Genomic DNA, 12,812 nt, shown 5'->3' with positions numbered 1-12,812 from the left:
GACATCGCCGCGATCGAGTAACGAACGAAGTGAGTTCAGAGAAATGACGATCGGATTGGTAGGACGCAAACGGGGCATGACCCGCATTTTCACGGAGGAGGGCAACTCCATTCCCGTGACGGTGGTGGAAGTGAGCCCGAACCGCATTACGCAGATTCGCAACGTGGAAACCGATGGCTATGCCGCCATTCAGGTGACCTGCGGATCCCGTCGTACGTCTTTGGTCAATCGTCCCGCAGCCGGGCACTTTGCCAAGGCCGGCGTCGAAGCTGGTGAAGGCCTGTGGGAATTCCGTCTCGAAGACAACGAAGGTGCCGACCTGGAAGTGGGTTCGGAAATCACCGTCGAGCGTTTCGAGGCCGGCCAGAAAGTGGACGTGACCGGCACCAGCAAGGGTAAAGGCTTTGCTGGCGTCATCAAGCGCCACAACTTCCGCACCCAGGACGCCACCCACGGTAACTCGCTGTCGCATCGCGCGCCGGGTTCCATCGGGCAGTGCCAGACGCCGGGTCGCGTATTCAAGGGCAAGAAGATGGCAGGCCACATGGGTGACGAGCGTGTGACCACGCTGAACCTGGAAGTAGTTCGTGTCGACGCCGATCGCAACCTGCTCCTGATTCGCGGTGCCGTTCCGGGAGCGCCGGGCGGTCACGTGTTCGTTCGTCCGTCGATCAAGGCCTGAAGGAGCGAATGATGGAACTCTCAATTCAAGGCGGCAAGAGCGTGGAAGTGTCCGACGCCATCTTCGGCCGTGATTTCTCCGAGGCGCTGGTCCACCAGGTGGTCACCGCCTACCTCGCCGGCGGCCGTGCAGGCACCAAGGCGCAGAAGAATCGCTCCGCCGTGTCCGGTGGTGGCCGCAAGCCGTGGCGCCAGAAGGGCACCGGCAATGCGCGTGCCGGTACGATTCGCAGCCCGCTGTGGCGTACCGGTGGCGTGACTTTTGCCGCCCAGCCGCGCGACTTCACCCAGAAGGTCAACCGCAAGCAGTATCGCGCTGCCATGCGCTCGATCCTGTCCGAGCTGGTCCGTCAGGACCGCCTGGTCGTGGTCGAGTCGCTGGCCATCGACGAGCCGAAGACCAAGGCCGTTCAGGCCCGCCTTGCCGAACTCGGCATGAACCGTGGTCTGCTCGTCGATGCGGAGCTGGATACGAACCTCTATCTCGGTTCGCGCAACATCGCCAATGTCCACGCCCTGGCAGCCGATCGTCTCGATCCGGTGAGCCTGGTCGGTGCCGACAAGGTGGTGATGACCAAAGCGGCCGTCGAAAAAATTCAGGAGTGGCTGGCATGAACAAGGAACGCCTCTACCAGGTCGTGCGTTTCCCGCACGTCTCAGAAAAGACGGCTCGCCTGCAGGCCGACTCGAACCAGTACGTGTTCGAAGTTCGCCGCGATGCCACCAAGGAAGAGATTCGCAGCGCCGTTGAAGGGCTGTTCGACGTCAAGGTCGAGAACGTCCAGGTGCTGAACCAGAAGGGCAAGCGCAAGACTTTCCGCTTCCGCCCGGGTGTGCAGAAGAGCTGGAAGAAAGCCTACGTTCGTGTGGCCGAAGGCCAGACGATCGAAGATCTCCAAGCAGACTGATTTAGAGCCAGGAAACGGTTATGGCAATTGTCAAAGCAAAACCGACTTCACCGGGACGTCGTGGCGTCGTTCGCGTCAAGCACGATCACCTGTGGAAGGGTAAGCCGTACGCGCCGCTGGTCGAATCCCAGAGTTCGACGGGTGGCCGCAACAACAACGGCCGGATCACCACGCGCCACAAGGGCGGTGGTCACAAGCATCACTATCGTGTTGTCGACTTCAAGCGCGACAAGGACGGCATCAAGGGTGTGGTCGAGCGGATCGAATACGATCCCAACCGCAGCGCGCACATCGCACTGGTCAAGTACAGCGATGGCGAGCGCCGCTACATCCTGGCTCCGCGTAACGTGTTTGCCGGTGACGAAGTGCAGAGCGGCTCGGAAGCCCCGATCAAGCCGGGCAACGCCATGCAGCTCCGCTCGATTCCGGTCGGTACGCAGATTCACAACGTCGAGCTGAAGGCCGGCAAGGGCGGCCAGATGGCTCGCTCCGCGGGTGCGGCGGTTCAGCTGGTCGCTCGTGAGGGTCAGTACGCCACGGTGTTGCTTCGTTCGGGTGAGATGCGCAAGGTTCACGCGCACTGCCGGGCCACGATCGGCCAGGTCGCCAACACGGAGCACAACCTGGAGAAGCTCGGCAAGGCTGGTGCCAAGCGCTGGCGCGGTGTTCGCCCGACCGTTCGCGGTGTGGCGATGAACCCGGTCGATCACCCGCACGGTGGTGGTGAAGGCCGCACCTCGGGTGGCCGTCATCCGGTGACGCCCTGGGGTCAGCAGACCAAGGGCAAGCGCACTCGGACCAACAAGCGCACGAGCAAATACATTACCCGTTCGCGCAAGCGGAAATAAACGTAGGAAATCGCAATGCCACGTTCGATCAAGAAAGGGCCGTTCGTAGATCATCACCTGATTTCCAAGGTGGAGACGGCGGTCGAAAGCAACAGCAAGCGTCCGATCAAGACCTGGTCGCGTCGGTCCATGATCATGCCTGAAATGGTGGGTCTGACCATTGCCGTCCATAACGGCCGGCAGCACGTGCCCATTCTGATCAACGAACAGATGGTCGGACACAAGCTCGGTGAGTTTGCGCCGACGCGGACTTTCAAGGGTCACGCGGCCGACCGCAAGACCAAGTAATCAGGACTGACGGTGATGGAAGCTACTGCAAAACTGAAGGGTGCGCGCATTTCCGCGCAGAAGGCCCGTCTTGTGGCCGACCAGATTCGTGGTCTGCCGGTCGACAAGGCCGACGAGCTGCTGAATTTCAGCTCCAAGAAGGGCGCTCACATCGTTCGCAAGGTGCTGCTGTCCGCAGTGGCCAATGCGGAGAACAACGTGGGCGCGGATATCGATGAGCTGAAGGTGTCCCGCATCTTCGTGGACGAGGGTCCGACGCTGAAGCGTGGCCGGGCTCGCGCCAAGGGACGCTACACCCGCATTCTCAAGCGGACCAGCCACATCACCGTTGTCGTGGCAGAGGACTAAGGACGAGTCATGGGTCAAAAGGTACATCCAACTGGTATTCGCCTCGGTATCGCCAAGGACTGGCGCGCCAAGTGGTATGCAGAGGGCGAGAACTTCGCCGATTATCTGCACACGGATCTGAAGACGCGCGAGTTCCTGGAAAAGGAACTGGCTCATGCCGCCGTCAGCCACATCCAGATCGAGCGTCCGGCCAAGTCTGCTGAAATCACCATCCACACGGCACGTCCGGGGATCGTGATCGGCAAGAAGGGCGAGGACATCGAGAAGCTGAAGAAGAAGGTTTCCGCGATCATGGGCGTCCCGACGCACATCCGCGTGACCGAGATCCGCAAGCCGGAGCTGGACGCACGCCTGGTGGCCGAGTCGATCGCGCAGCAGCTGGAGCGTCGTGTGATGTTCCGCCGCGCCATGAAGCGCTCGGTCGGCAACGCCATGCGCCTGGGTGCCCTGGGCATCAAGGTGCAGGTCGGTGGCCGCCTGAACGGTGCTGACATTGCCCGTTCCGAGTGGTATCGCGAAGGTCGTGTGCCGCTGCACACCCTGCGCGCGGACGTCGATTACGGTACGGCTGAAGCCGCGACCACCTACGGTGTCATCGGCATCAAGGTCTGGGTCTACAAGGGCGACGTGTTCGACCTGTATGCCGAGAACGCCGGTGACAAGGGCCAGAACAAGGGCTCACGCAAGGAGAACTGATCATGCTGCAGCCGAAACGTACAAAATTCAGAAAGCAGCAGAAAGGCCGCAACCGCGGGCTCGCTCAGGTGGGCAACAAGGTCAGCTTCGGTGAATTCGGCCTGCAGGCCACCACCCGAGGTTTTCTGACTGCTCGTCAGATCGAGTCGGCCCGTCGTGCGATCACGCGTCACGTCAAACGTGGCGGCAAGCTGTGGATCCGCGTCTTCCCGGACAAGCCGATCACCAAGAAGCCCGTTGAAGTTCGAATGGGTAAGGGTAAGGGTAACGTCGAGTACTGGGTCGCTCCGGTGCAGCCGGGTCGGATGATTTACGAGATCCAGGGCGTGAGCGAAGAAGTGGCACGCGAGGCATTCCGCCGCGCCGCCGCCAAGCTCAGCGTCAAGACCGCATTTGTAGCGAGGGCATTGTGATGAAAGCTACCGAACTTCGGGGCAAGAGTGCCGCTGAACTCAAGGAGCTGCTGCTCGAGCTGCGCAAGGAGCAATTCGGCCTGCGCATGCAGCATGGCAGTGGCAGCCTGGATGGACGTCACCAGCTCAAGCTGGTCCGTCGTGACATCGCACGGGTCAAGACCGTGATGAACCAGATGCAGGGTGAAACCGCATGAGTAGCGAAGAAAAGATCCAGCGCAGCCAGGTCGGCCGCGTGGTGAGCAACAAGATGGACAAGACCGTCACCGTGCGTCTGGAGCGCCTGGTCAAGCATCCGCTCTACGGCAAGTACATCCGCCGTTCGAGCAAGGTGCATGCGCACGACGAAAACAACGAGTGCAACGAAGGCGATACCGTTCGCATTTCCCAGACTCGCCCGCTCTCGAAGACGAAGAGCTGGCAGGTCGTGGAAGTCGTCGAGCGCGCCCAGTAAGCAACAGCGGAGCGAAGCAGCATGATTCAGATGCAATCACGACTGGCGGCGGCGGACAACAGCGGCGCGCGCGAGCTCATGTGTATCAAGGTCCTGGGCGGATCGAAGCGTCGGTATGCCAACATCGGTGACGTCATCAAGGTGACCGTCAAGGATGCCATCCCGCGCGGCAAGGTCAAGAAGGGCGAGGTTTACAACGCCGTGGTGGTTCGTACCCGCAAGGGTGTGCGTCGCCGTGACGGCTCCCTGATCCGTTTCGATGGCAATGCTGCGGTTCTGTTGAACACGAAGCTGGAGCCGATCGGCACGCGTATCTTCGGGCCGGTGACGCGTGAACTGCGTTCCGAGCGGTTCATGAAGATCGTCTCGCTGGCACCGGAAGTACTGTAAGGAGCGCATGATGGAACGTATTCGCAAGGGTGACGAAGTGATCGTGATTGCCGGGCGTAGCCGCGGCCAGCGCGGTCACGTGCTCAAGGTGCTCAAGGACGATCGCTATCTGGTCGAGAACGTCAACATGGTCAAGCGGCATCAGAAGCCTGATCCGCAGAACCAGAAGCCGGGCGGCATCATCGAGCGTGAGGCACCGATTCATGCCTCCAACGTGATGCTCTACAACCCGGCGACGGACAAGGGCGATCGGGTTGGATTCAAGTTTCTCGAAGACGGTCGGAAAGTGCGGTTCTTCCGCTCCACCGGCGAAGTCGTAGATATCTGAGGCTTAAGGAAATGGCTAGGTTGCAGGACTACTATCGCGACACCGTGATTGGTCAGCTGAAGGAAAAATTCGGCTACGCCAACGTGATGCAGGTGCCGCGTCTGGAAAAGATCACCATCAACATGGGTCTGGGTGAGGCCGTCGCTGACAAGAAGGTCATCGAGAAGGCCGTGGGTGACATGGCGAAGATCGCCGGTCAGCAGCCCGTGGTGACGAAGGCCCGGAAGTCGGTCGCGAGCTTCAAGATTCGCGATGACTATCCGATCGGTGCCAAGGTGACGCTGCGTCGCGAGCGCATGTACGAGTTCCTGGATCGCCTGGTCAACATCTCGCTGCCGCGAGTGCGTGACTTCCGCGGTGTGTCCCGGAAGGCCTTCGACGGTTCGGGTAACTACAACCTGGGCATCAAGGAGCAGATCATCTTCCCGGAGATCAACTTCGACCAGGTCGACGCGATTCGCGGGATGGACATTGCATTCACCACCAGCGCACGCACGGACGAAGAAGGTCTGGCCCTGCTGGAAGCGTTCGGATTCCCGTTCCGGGCGCCGCGGTAAGGAGATTTAGAGATGGCTAAGATTTCAATGGTTCAGCGTGATGTACGTCGCGCCAAGCTGGCGGCCAAGTTCGCGGAGAAGCGCGCTGAACTCAAGCGCGTGGTCGCCGATCCGGAAGCGGACTACGAGTCCAAGCAGGCGGCAATGTTCGCGCTGAGCAAGCTGCCGCGCGATTCCAGCCCGGTGCGTCAGCGTAACCGCTGCCGTGTTTCCGGCCGGCCGCGCGGTTACTACCGCAAGTTCGGTCTGGCACGTAACAAGCTGCGTGAAGCGGCCATGCGCGGGGACGTTCCCGGTCTGCGCAAGGCGAGCTGGTAAGGAGCACAGACAATGAGTATGAATGATCCCATTTCGGACATGCTGGCCCGAATCAAGAACGCCCAGGCAGTCAACAAGCGCAGCGTTCGGATGCCGTCGTCCAAGGTCAAGGTCGCGATCGTCAGCGTCCTGAAGGACGAAGGCTACGTCCGTGACTTCGAAGTCACGGAAGAAGGCGCCAAGCGTGAGCTGGAAATCGAACTGAAGTATGTGGATGGCCGTGGCGTGATCGATCGTCTCGACCGTTTCAGCAAGCCGGGCCGTCGCCGTTATTTCGGCAGTGACGATCTGCCGCGCGTCCTGAACGGCCTGGGTATCGCCATCGTCAGTACCTCCAACGGTGTGATGACCGACGCCAAGGCCCGTGCTCAGGGTCACGGCGGCGAAGTCCTCTGCCTGGTGGCCTGATCAGGAGTTAGGAACCATGTCAAGAATCGCGAAAAGCCCGATCACGCTGCCCAAGGGCGTCGAGTTCAAGAACACCGATGGCGAGATCCAGGTGAAGGGTCCGAAGGGCACGCTGAGCATGACGCTCCACCCGGCAGTGGGTGTGACCGTCGAGGACGGCGTGCTGAGCTTCGCTCCGCACCAGGAGGCCGATATGGCCATGGCCGGCACCATGCGTTCACTGGTGAACAACATGGTCGAGGGTGTGACCAACGGTTACGAGCGCAAGCTCGCCCTGGTCGGGGTCGGTTACCGTGCCGCCGTGCAGGGCAACAGCCTCAACCTGCAGCTCGGGTTCAGCCACCCGGTGGACTTTCCGGTCCCCGATGGTGTGACCATCGAGACCCCGAGCCAGACCGAGATCGTGGTTCGTGGCAGTGACAAGCAGCTGGTGGGCCAGGTGGCGGCCAAGATCCGCGCCTATCGTCCGCCGGAGCCCTACAAGGGCAAGGGCGTGCGCTACGCCGATGAGCGCGTGGTGATGAAGGAAGCCAAGAAGGCTTAAGGACAGCGAACATGAGCGACAAGAATCTTTCCAGACTGCGGCGTGCACGCAAAGCCCGTGCTCGCATCCAGCGCCAGGGCGTGGCTCGCCTGACCGTGCATCGTACCGGTCGTCATCTGTACGCACAGGTGATCGACGCGTCGGGCACGCACACGGTCGCTGCAGCATCGACCGTGCAGAAGGACATCCGGGGCGACATGACGGCCACCTGCAATATCGAAGCGGCCAAGGCCGTGGGCAAGGCCATCGCCGAGCGCTCGCTGGCGGCGGGCGTCGAGGGTGTGGCCTTCGATCGCTCTGGATTCAAGTACCACGGGCGTATCAAGGCCCTCGCCGACGCCGCGCGTGAAGCCGGCCTGAAGTTTTAAGGAAGACGGAATTCATCATGGCAAGAGATAACAGCACCGACGATCTGATCGAGAAACTGGTCGCCGTCAACCGAGTCGTGAAGGTGGTCAAGGGTGGCCGCCAGTTCAGCTTCACCGCGCTGACCGTGGTCGGCGATGGGGATGGCAAGGTCGGCTTCGGCTACGGCAAGGCCCGTGAAGTGCCGTTGGCCATCCAGAAGGCCATGGAGCGCGCTCGTCGCGACATGGTGCGCATCTCGCTGAACGAAGGGACCCTCTGGCATGCGGTCAAGTCCCGCCACAGCGGATCCCGGGTTTACATGCAGCCGGCCTCCGAAGGTACCGGTGTGATCGCCGGCGGTGCCATGCGCGCCGTCTTCGAAGCAGTCGGTGTCCATAACGTGTTGGCCAAGAGCGTTGGTTCGAACAACCCGATCAACCTGGTCCGGGCGACCATGAAGGGTCTTCAGGCCATGGCGTCGCCGGAATCAGTGGCGATCAAGCGCGGCAAACCCATCGAGGAGATTCTGGAACATCATGGCTAAGAAAGCAGCAGCCAAGCTCCGCGTGACCCTGGTCCGGAGCCCGAATGGCACCATTGGTAAGCACCGTGAGACGGTGCGCGGCCTCGGCCTTCGCCGTATGCATCACACCGTCGAACTGGAAGATACCCCGTCCATTCGCGGCATGATCAACAAGGTGAATTATCTGGTTCGGGTCGAAGAAGCCTGAACGTAAACGAAGCTTGCAAGGATTTTGACGATGAAACTCAATACCGTTCAGCCCGCTGAGGGCAGCCGCAAGACCCGCAAGCGCGTCGGTCGCGGCATCGGTTCCGGTCTCGGCAAGACCGGCGGCCGTGGTCACAAGGGTCAGAAGTCGCGCTCGGGCGGTTACCACAAGGTGGGTTTCGAGGGCGGTCAGATGCCGCTGCAGCGTCGTCTGCCGAAGGTGGGTTTCCACTCGGCGGTCAACGCCAAGACCCGCGAGCTGCGCCTGTACGAACTGAACCAGTTCAAGGGTGACACCGTGGATCTGCTGTCGCTCAAGGAAGCCGGCATGGTTCCGGGTGACACCAAGCGCGTCCGTATCATCGCCAAGGGCGAGATCGACCGGGCCCTGACCGTTCGTGGTGTTCACGTGACGGCCGGTGCCACGAAGGCGATCGAAGCCGCTGGCGGCAAGGTCGAATAATGTCTCGTAGCGCCTCCGACATGGCAGGAGCTCTCGGCGGGATCGGCCGACTGAAGGAGTTGCGTCAGCGACTCCTTCTGGTCGTTATTGCCCTGATGGTGTTCCGCTTCGGAACCTTCATTCCGGTGCCGGGTATCAACCCGATTGCCCTGGTCGAGCTGATGGATGCCACCAGCGGAACCATCGTGGACATGTTCAACATGTTCTCAGGTGGCGCCCTGGGGCGGTTCTCGATCTTTGCTCTGGGCGTGATGCCGTACATTTCGGCGGCCATCATCATGCAGCTGATGAGCCATGCGGTGCCTCAGCTGCAGGCGCTGCGCAAGGAAGGCGAGTCCGGTCGTCGCAAGATCACCCAGTACACTCGCTACTTCACCGTCGTGCTGGCGGCCTTCCAGAGTTTCGGTGTGGCGATGGCCCTGCAGTCGCAGAGTGCCGGCGCCGATCTCCCCGTCGTGATCAATCCGGGCCCGGGCTTCCTGATGGCGGCTGTCGTCACCCTGACCGCGGGGACCGTGTTCCTGATGTGGCTGGGTGAGCAGATCACCGAGCGCGGTATCGGCAACGGCATTTCGATTCTCATCTTCGCGGGTATCGTGGCCGAGCTGCCGCGCGCCATCGGTTCGACGCTGGAACTGGTCAACACCGGTCAGCTGGGTGTCGCGACGGCGCTGTTCCTGTTGCTGATGGCACTCGCCGTCACGGCCTTCGTCGTGTTCGTCGAGCGTGGCCAGCGCCGTATCACCGTCAACTACGCTCAGCGTCAGGGGCGCCAGGCCTACCGTAGCCAGAGTTCGCATCTGCCGCTGAAGGTCAATATGGCGGGTGTGATTCCGGCCATCTTCGCCTCCAGCCTGGTGCTGTTCCCGGCCACCATTTCGACCTGGTTCGGCCAGGCCGACGGCGGGGTGACCTGGCTGCAGACCATCGCGGAGCAGCTTCGTCCCGGACAGCCACTCTACATCAGCCTGTTCGGCGCGATGATCGTGTTCTTCTGCTTCTTCTATACGGCCATCGTCTTCAACTCGCGTGAAACGGCGGACAACCTGAAGAAGTCCGGCGCATTCATTCCGGGCATTCGTCCGGGTCGCCAGACTTCCGAGTACATCGACTTCGTGCTCACGCGTCTGACGGCGGTCGGTGCCGTGTATCTGCTGGCGGTCTGTCTGATGCCTGAATTCCTGATCATGCAGTGGAACGTGCCGTTCTACCTTGGCGGAACCTCGCTGCTGATCATCGTGGTGGTGACCATGGACTTCATGGCGCAGCTGCAGGCCCATCTGATGTCGCATCAGTACGACAGCCTGCTGAAGAAGTCGAATCTGAAGAATTACGGTCGTTCGGGCGTGGTCCGGCGCTAAACGATCGGCTCTACATCAAACCGGGCTCGGAGAAGGAAAATGAAGGTTCAGGCATCAGTCAAGAAGATCTGCCGCAACTGCAAGGTCGTACGCCGCCAGGGTGTGGTGTTCGTGATCTGCAGCGACCCCAAGCACAAGCAGCGCCAGGGGTAATTAGGTCGAGCAATCGGCCTTGAACAGGAGCGCAAAACCAGCTACACTTGCCGGTTTGCGCTGACCAGACGTTTAGAAGGTTTACGGAGAATTTACATGGCTCGTATTGCAGGCGTCAACCTGCCGGTGCAGAAGCACACCTGGGTTGCTCTGACTCATATTTACGGCATCGGTCGCACCCGTGCCTACCAGATCTGTGAGGCCACTGGCGTGGCTCCGGAAACCAAGGTGCGCGACCTGACCGAAGGTGATCAGGAAAAGCTGCGTCAGGAAATCGGCAAGTTCAGCGTCGAGGGCGATCTGCGCCGCGAAGTGGCGATGAACATCAAGCGCCTGATGGACCTGGGTTGCTTCCGCGGCCTGCGTCATCGTCGTGGTCTGCCGGTTCGCGGTCAGCGTACCCGCACCAACGCACGCACCCGTAAGGGTCCGCGTCGTCCGATTCGTTGAGGAAGTAGTCGATGGCCAAGCAGCAGACAGCCAAGGGCAAGAAGAAGGTCAAGAAGGTCATTGTGGACGGCATCGCCCATGTGCATGCCTCGTTCAACAATACCATCATCACCATCACCGATCGCCAGGGCAACGCCGTGTCCTGGGCCACCAGCGGTGGCTCCGGTTTCCGCGGTTCACGCAAGTCGACGCCGTTCGCAGCCCAGGTGGCTGCCGAGAACGCCGGCCGCGTTGCGCAGGAATACGGCATGAAGAACCTGGAGGTCCGGGTCAACGGGCCGGGACCGGGTCGCGAATCCTCCGTGCGTTCTCTGAACGCCGTGGGCTTCAAGATCACCAATATCATCGACGTCACGCCGATTCCGCACAACGGCTGCCGTCCTCCGAAGAAGCGTCGCGTCTGACGACCTCAGTGGATTGAGAAGAGATTATGGCTAGATATACCGGACCGACCTGCAAACTCGCTCGCCGCGAGGGCATGGATCTGAATCTGAAGAGCCCGGCGCGTGGCCTGGATTCCAAGTGCAAGCTGAACCAGCCGCCTGGGCAGCATGGAGACAGCCGCCGCCAGCGCCTGTCGGACTATGCGCTGCAGCTGCGTGAGAAACAGAAAGTGCGCCGCATGTACGGCGTGCTGGAGAAGCAGTTCCGCAACTACTACAAGGAAGCCGCCCGTCAGAAAGGCGCGACCGGCGAGAACCTGCTCAAGCTGCTGGAGAACCGCCTGGACAACGTGGTCTACCGCATGGGCTTTGCCGTCACTCGCGCTCAGGCGCGTCAGCTGGTCAGTCATCGTTCGATCGAGGTCAACGGCAAGGTGCTGAACATTCCGTCGGCTCAGATTCGTCCGGACGACAAGATCTCCATTCGCGAGAAGGCGAAGAAGCAGCTGCGTATCCAGGAAGCCATCAATGTTTCGCGCGAGCTGGACACGATTCCGGCCTGGGTCGATGTGGACTTCGACAAGATGGAAGGGGTATACAAGGCGTCGCCGGATCGCGATGACCTGCCGCCTGACATCAACGAAAACCTGATTGTCGAGCTCTACTCGAAGTAATCCTTGAAGCCGGCAGTTGCCGGCTTCTTGAATCAAGCGCAATATTTTCAGAGGTATTTCATGTCAGGCCAGATCAGCGAACTCATCGGCAATATGCTCAAGCCGAAAGGCCTATTGGTCGACGAAATCACGCCGCGCCGTGCTCGCATCACGCTGGAGCCGCTGGAGCGCGGTTTCGGGCACACGCTGGGCAATGCCCTGCGCCGTGTCCTCCTGTCCTCGATTCCGGGCAGTGCGATCACCGAAGTCGAAATCGACGGTGTGCTGCACGAGTACACGGCCGTCGACGGTCTGCAGGAAGATATCGTCGAGCTGCTGCTGAACCTCAAGGACGTGGCCGTTCGCATGCACTCGCGCGACGAGGCCGTGCTGACCCTGTCCAAGGACAAGGCCGGCCCGGTCACGGCGGGTGATATCCAGCTCGACCACGACGTCGAGATCGTGAATCCGGAGCACGTCATCTGCAACCTGACCAAGAACACCAAACTGCACATGCAGCTGAAGGTGACTCGTGGTGTGGGTTACCAGCCGGCAACGGTTCACAAGTTCAACGAGGAAGAGACGCGCACCATCGGGCGTCTGCAGCTGGATGCGTCCTACTGTCCGGTTCATCGCGTGGCCTACAGCGTCGAAAGCGCCCGTGTGGCACAGCGGACGGACCTGGACAAGCTGGTGCTGGATATCGACACCAACGGCACCATGAGCTGCGAGGACGCGGTCAAGCTGGCTGCGGGAATCCTCGTCGACCAGATGTCGGTGTTCGTCGATTTCGTGGCACGCGAGAAGGACCAGACCGAAACCGCGACCGAAACCTTCGATCCGGTGCTGATGCGCCCGATCGATGACCTGGAACTGACCGTGCGTTCCGCTAACTGTCTCAAGGCCGAGCACATCCAGTACGTGGGTGACCTGGTCCAGCGGACCGAAACCGAGCTGCTCAAGACCCCGAATCTTGGCAAGAAATCACTGACCGAAATCAAGACGGTTCTGGCCTCTCATGACCTGACCCTGGGCACCCGGCTGGAAAACTGGCCGCCGGCAAGCCTGGCCCGTACCGAGCGTTAAGGAG

At 61.0% G+C, this 12,812-nt stretch carries 26 protein-coding genes; all 26 read left to right on the top strand.

The window, feature by feature from the left end:
- The first annotated feature begins 43 nt into the window (after positions 1-43).
- The gene (gene rplC / locus WM2015_RS11585; RefSeq protein ID WP_049726198.1) at positions 44-682 is read left to right on the top strand and encodes a 50S ribosomal protein L3; all 639 of its coding nucleotides are present in this window, start codon (positions 44-46) and stop codon (positions 680-682) included.
- Between the two features lie 11 nt (positions 683-693).
- The gene (rplD, locus tag WM2015_RS11580) at positions 694-1,296 is read left to right on the top strand and encodes a 50S ribosomal protein L4 (RefSeq protein WP_049727077.1); all 603 of its coding nucleotides are present in this window, start codon (positions 694-696) and stop codon (positions 1,294-1,296) included.
- Positions 1,293-1,589, top strand: coding sequence for a 50S ribosomal protein L23 (gene rplW / locus WM2015_RS11575; protein ID WP_049726197.1), 297 nt, complete (start codon positions 1,293-1,295; stop codon positions 1,587-1,589). The genes rplD and rplW overlap by 4 nt, the downstream gene beginning before the upstream one ends.
- Before the next feature lie 20 nt (positions 1,590-1,609).
- Positions 1,610-2,437, top strand: a complete 828-nt coding sequence (gene rplB, locus WM2015_RS11570; RefSeq protein ID WP_049726196.1) for a 50S ribosomal protein L2 — start codon at positions 1,610-1,612, stop codon at positions 2,435-2,437.
- Positions 2,438-2,452: 15 nt separating this feature from the next.
- On the top strand, positions 2,453-2,725 hold the full coding sequence (rpsS, locus tag WM2015_RS11565) for a 30S ribosomal protein S19 (RefSeq protein WP_049726195.1): 273 nt from the start codon (positions 2,453-2,455) through the stop codon (positions 2,723-2,725).
- Between the two features lie 15 nt (positions 2,726-2,740).
- Positions 2,741-3,073, top strand: coding sequence for a 50S ribosomal protein L22 (gene rplV / locus WM2015_RS11560; RefSeq protein ID WP_049726194.1), 333 nt, complete (start codon positions 2,741-2,743; stop codon positions 3,071-3,073).
- A gap of 9 nt (positions 3,074-3,082) precedes the next feature.
- A complete protein-coding gene (rpsC, locus tag WM2015_RS11555; RefSeq protein WP_049726193.1) occupies positions 3,083-3,769 on the top strand; it encodes a 30S ribosomal protein S3 in 687 nt (228 codons plus the stop codon).
- A 2-nt stretch (positions 3,770-3,771) separates the two neighbouring features.
- Positions 3,772-4,182, top strand: a complete 411-nt coding sequence (rplP, locus tag WM2015_RS11550) for a 50S ribosomal protein L16 (RefSeq protein ID WP_049726192.1) — start codon at positions 3,772-3,774, stop codon at positions 4,180-4,182.
- Positions 4,182-4,379, top strand: a complete 198-nt coding sequence (gene rpmC, locus WM2015_RS11545; RefSeq protein WP_049726191.1) for a 50S ribosomal protein L29 — start codon at positions 4,182-4,184, stop codon at positions 4,377-4,379. The genes rplP and rpmC overlap by 1 nt, the downstream gene beginning before the upstream one ends.
- Complete coding sequence (gene rpsQ, locus WM2015_RS11540; RefSeq protein ID WP_049726190.1) at positions 4,376-4,636, top strand: 30S ribosomal protein S17; 261 nt, start codon at positions 4,376-4,378, stop codon at positions 4,634-4,636. The genes rpmC and rpsQ overlap by 4 nt, the downstream gene beginning before the upstream one ends.
- A gap of 21 nt (positions 4,637-4,657) precedes the next feature.
- Entirely contained in the window at positions 4,658-5,026 is a 369-nt protein-coding gene (gene rplN, locus WM2015_RS11535) for a 50S ribosomal protein L14 (RefSeq protein WP_049726189.1), read from the top strand.
- A gap of 10 nt (positions 5,027-5,036) precedes the next feature.
- The gene (gene rplX / locus WM2015_RS11530; RefSeq protein WP_049727076.1) at positions 5,037-5,354 is read left to right on the top strand and encodes a 50S ribosomal protein L24; all 318 of its coding nucleotides are present in this window, start codon (positions 5,037-5,039) and stop codon (positions 5,352-5,354) included.
- A gap of 11 nt (positions 5,355-5,365) precedes the next feature.
- A complete protein-coding gene (gene rplE, locus WM2015_RS11525; RefSeq protein ID WP_049726188.1) occupies positions 5,366-5,911 on the top strand; it encodes a 50S ribosomal protein L5 in 546 nt (181 codons plus the stop codon).
- A 12-nt stretch (positions 5,912-5,923) separates the two neighbouring features.
- On the top strand, positions 5,924-6,229 hold the full coding sequence (gene rpsN, locus WM2015_RS11520; RefSeq protein WP_049726187.1) for a 30S ribosomal protein S14: 306 nt from the start codon (positions 5,924-5,926) through the stop codon (positions 6,227-6,229).
- Positions 6,230-6,241: 12 nt separating this feature from the next.
- The gene (rpsH, locus tag WM2015_RS11515) at positions 6,242-6,637 is read left to right on the top strand and encodes a 30S ribosomal protein S8 (protein ID WP_049726186.1); all 396 of its coding nucleotides are present in this window, start codon (positions 6,242-6,244) and stop codon (positions 6,635-6,637) included.
- 16 nt (positions 6,638-6,653) lie between these two features.
- Positions 6,654-7,181 (top strand): 50S ribosomal protein L6, encoded by a 528-nt coding sequence (gene rplF / locus WM2015_RS11510; protein ID WP_049726185.1) that lies wholly within the window; start codon positions 6,654-6,656, stop codon positions 7,179-7,181.
- Positions 7,182-7,192: 11 nt separating this feature from the next.
- Entirely contained in the window at positions 7,193-7,549 is a 357-nt protein-coding gene (rplR, locus tag WM2015_RS11505) for a 50S ribosomal protein L18 (protein WP_049726184.1), read from the top strand.
- A 17-nt stretch (positions 7,550-7,566) separates the two neighbouring features.
- A complete protein-coding gene (gene rpsE, locus WM2015_RS11500) occupies positions 7,567-8,073 on the top strand; it encodes a 30S ribosomal protein S5 (RefSeq protein ID WP_049726183.1) in 507 nt (168 codons plus the stop codon).
- Positions 8,066-8,260, top strand: coding sequence for a 50S ribosomal protein L30 (gene rpmD, locus WM2015_RS11495; protein ID WP_049726182.1), 195 nt, complete (start codon positions 8,066-8,068; stop codon positions 8,258-8,260). The genes rpsE and rpmD overlap by 8 nt, the downstream gene beginning before the upstream one ends.
- A gap of 30 nt (positions 8,261-8,290) precedes the next feature.
- Positions 8,291-8,722, top strand: a complete 432-nt coding sequence (gene rplO, locus WM2015_RS11490; protein WP_049726181.1) for a 50S ribosomal protein L15 — start codon at positions 8,291-8,293, stop codon at positions 8,720-8,722.
- Positions 8,722-10,083: a preprotein translocase subunit SecY gene (secY, locus tag WM2015_RS11485; RefSeq protein WP_049726180.1), complete on the top strand. Its 1,362-nt coding sequence runs from the start codon at positions 8,722-8,724 to the stop codon at positions 10,081-10,083. The genes rplO and secY overlap by 1 nt, the downstream gene beginning before the upstream one ends.
- Positions 10,084-10,122: 39 nt before the next feature.
- Positions 10,123-10,236, top strand: coding sequence for a 50S ribosomal protein L36 (rpmJ, locus tag WM2015_RS11480; protein ID WP_049726179.1), 114 nt, complete (start codon positions 10,123-10,125; stop codon positions 10,234-10,236).
- A 96-nt stretch (positions 10,237-10,332) separates the two neighbouring features.
- Entirely contained in the window at positions 10,333-10,686 is a 354-nt protein-coding gene (gene rpsM / locus WM2015_RS11475; protein ID WP_049726178.1) for a 30S ribosomal protein S13, read from the top strand.
- Positions 10,687-10,697: 11 nt separating this feature from the next.
- Positions 10,698-11,090 carry a 30S ribosomal protein S11 gene (gene rpsK / locus WM2015_RS11470; protein WP_049726177.1) on the top strand — a complete coding sequence of 131 codons (393 nt, stop codon included), beginning with the start codon at positions 10,698-10,700 and terminating at the stop codon, positions 11,088-11,090.
- Between the two features lie 26 nt (positions 11,091-11,116).
- Complete coding sequence (rpsD, locus tag WM2015_RS11465; RefSeq protein ID WP_049726176.1) at positions 11,117-11,743, top strand: 30S ribosomal protein S4; 627 nt, start codon at positions 11,117-11,119, stop codon at positions 11,741-11,743.
- Positions 11,744-11,803: 60 nt separating this feature from the next.
- Entirely contained in the window at positions 11,804-12,808 is a 1,005-nt protein-coding gene (locus WM2015_RS11460; RefSeq protein ID WP_211260927.1) for a DNA-directed RNA polymerase subunit alpha, read from the top strand.
- The last annotated feature ends 4 nt before the right edge of the window (positions 12,809-12,812 follow it).

The sequence above is a fragment of the Wenzhouxiangella marina genome, from assembly GCF_001187785.1.
Lineage (GTDB): Bacteria > Pseudomonadota > Gammaproteobacteria > Xanthomonadales > Wenzhouxiangellaceae > Wenzhouxiangella > Wenzhouxiangella marina.
The sequence above is the reverse complement of the archived record's forward strand: the minus strand, read 5'-3'. Positions and strand labels throughout refer to the sequence as shown.

Bases quoted from the DNA above. Each gene is read 5' to 3' on its own strand.
- rplC (WP_049726198.1), top strand. From the start codon at position 44: ATGACGATCGGATTGGTAGGACGCAAACGGGGCATGACCCGCATTTTC.
- rpsM (WP_049726178.1), top strand. From the start codon at position 10,333: ATGGCTCGTATTGCAGGCGTCAACCTGCCGGTGCAGAAGCACACCTGG.
- rplV (WP_049726194.1), top strand. From the start codon at position 2,741: ATGGAAGCTACTGCAAAACTGAAGGGTGCGCGCATTTCCGCGCAGAAG.
- rpsE (WP_049726183.1), top strand. From the start codon at position 7,567: ATGGCAAGAGATAACAGCACCGACGATCTGATCGAGAAACTGGTCGCC.
- rplN (WP_049726189.1), top strand. From the start codon at position 4,658: ATGATTCAGATGCAATCACGACTGGCGGCGGCGGACAACAGCGGCGCG.
- rpsN (WP_049726187.1), top strand. From the start codon at position 5,924: ATGGCTAAGATTTCAATGGTTCAGCGTGATGTACGTCGCGCCAAGCTG.
- rpmD (WP_049726182.1), top strand. From the start codon at position 8,066: ATGGCTAAGAAAGCAGCAGCCAAGCTCCGCGTGACCCTGGTCCGGAGC.
- rpsD (WP_049726176.1), top strand. From the start codon at position 11,117: ATGGCTAGATATACCGGACCGACCTGCAAACTCGCTCGCCGCGAGGGC.
- rpsS (WP_049726195.1), top strand. From the start codon at position 2,453: ATGCCACGTTCGATCAAGAAAGGGCCGTTCGTAGATCATCACCTGATT.
- rplX (WP_049727076.1), top strand. From the start codon at position 5,037: ATGGAACGTATTCGCAAGGGTGACGAAGTGATCGTGATTGCCGGGCGT.
- WM2015_RS11460 (WP_211260927.1), top strand. From the start codon at position 11,804: ATGTCAGGCCAGATCAGCGAACTCATCGGCAATATGCTCAAGCCGAAA.
- rplB (WP_049726196.1), top strand. From the start codon at position 1,610: ATGGCAATTGTCAAAGCAAAACCGACTTCACCGGGACGTCGTGGCGTC.
- rplR (WP_049726184.1), top strand. From the start codon at position 7,193: ATGAGCGACAAGAATCTTTCCAGACTGCGGCGTGCACGCAAAGCCCGT.
- rplO (WP_049726181.1), top strand. From the start codon at position 8,291: ATGAAACTCAATACCGTTCAGCCCGCTGAGGGCAGCCGCAAGACCCGC.
- rplE (WP_049726188.1), top strand. From the start codon at position 5,366: ATGGCTAGGTTGCAGGACTACTATCGCGACACCGTGATTGGTCAGCTG.
- rplW (WP_049726197.1), top strand. From the start codon at position 1,293: ATGAACAAGGAACGCCTCTACCAGGTCGTGCGTTTCCCGCACGTCTCA.
- rpmJ (WP_049726179.1), top strand. From the start codon at position 10,123: ATGAAGGTTCAGGCATCAGTCAAGAAGATCTGCCGCAACTGCAAGGTC.
- rpmC (WP_049726191.1), top strand. From the start codon at position 4,182: ATGAAAGCTACCGAACTTCGGGGCAAGAGTGCCGCTGAACTCAAGGAG.
- rpsC (WP_049726193.1), top strand. From the start codon at position 3,083: ATGGGTCAAAAGGTACATCCAACTGGTATTCGCCTCGGTATCGCCAAG.
- rpsK (WP_049726177.1), top strand. From the start codon at position 10,698: ATGGCCAAGCAGCAGACAGCCAAGGGCAAGAAGAAGGTCAAGAAGGTC.
- rplD (WP_049727077.1), top strand. From the start codon at position 694: ATGGAACTCTCAATTCAAGGCGGCAAGAGCGTGGAAGTGTCCGACGCC.
- rplF (WP_049726185.1), top strand. From the start codon at position 6,654: ATGTCAAGAATCGCGAAAAGCCCGATCACGCTGCCCAAGGGCGTCGAG.
- rplP (WP_049726192.1), top strand. From the start codon at position 3,772: ATGCTGCAGCCGAAACGTACAAAATTCAGAAAGCAGCAGAAAGGCCGC.
- secY (WP_049726180.1), top strand. From the start codon at position 8,722: ATGTCTCGTAGCGCCTCCGACATGGCAGGAGCTCTCGGCGGGATCGGC.
- rpsQ (WP_049726190.1), top strand. From the start codon at position 4,376: ATGAGTAGCGAAGAAAAGATCCAGCGCAGCCAGGTCGGCCGCGTGGTG.
- rpsH (WP_049726186.1), top strand. From the start codon at position 6,242: ATGAGTATGAATGATCCCATTTCGGACATGCTGGCCCGAATCAAGAAC.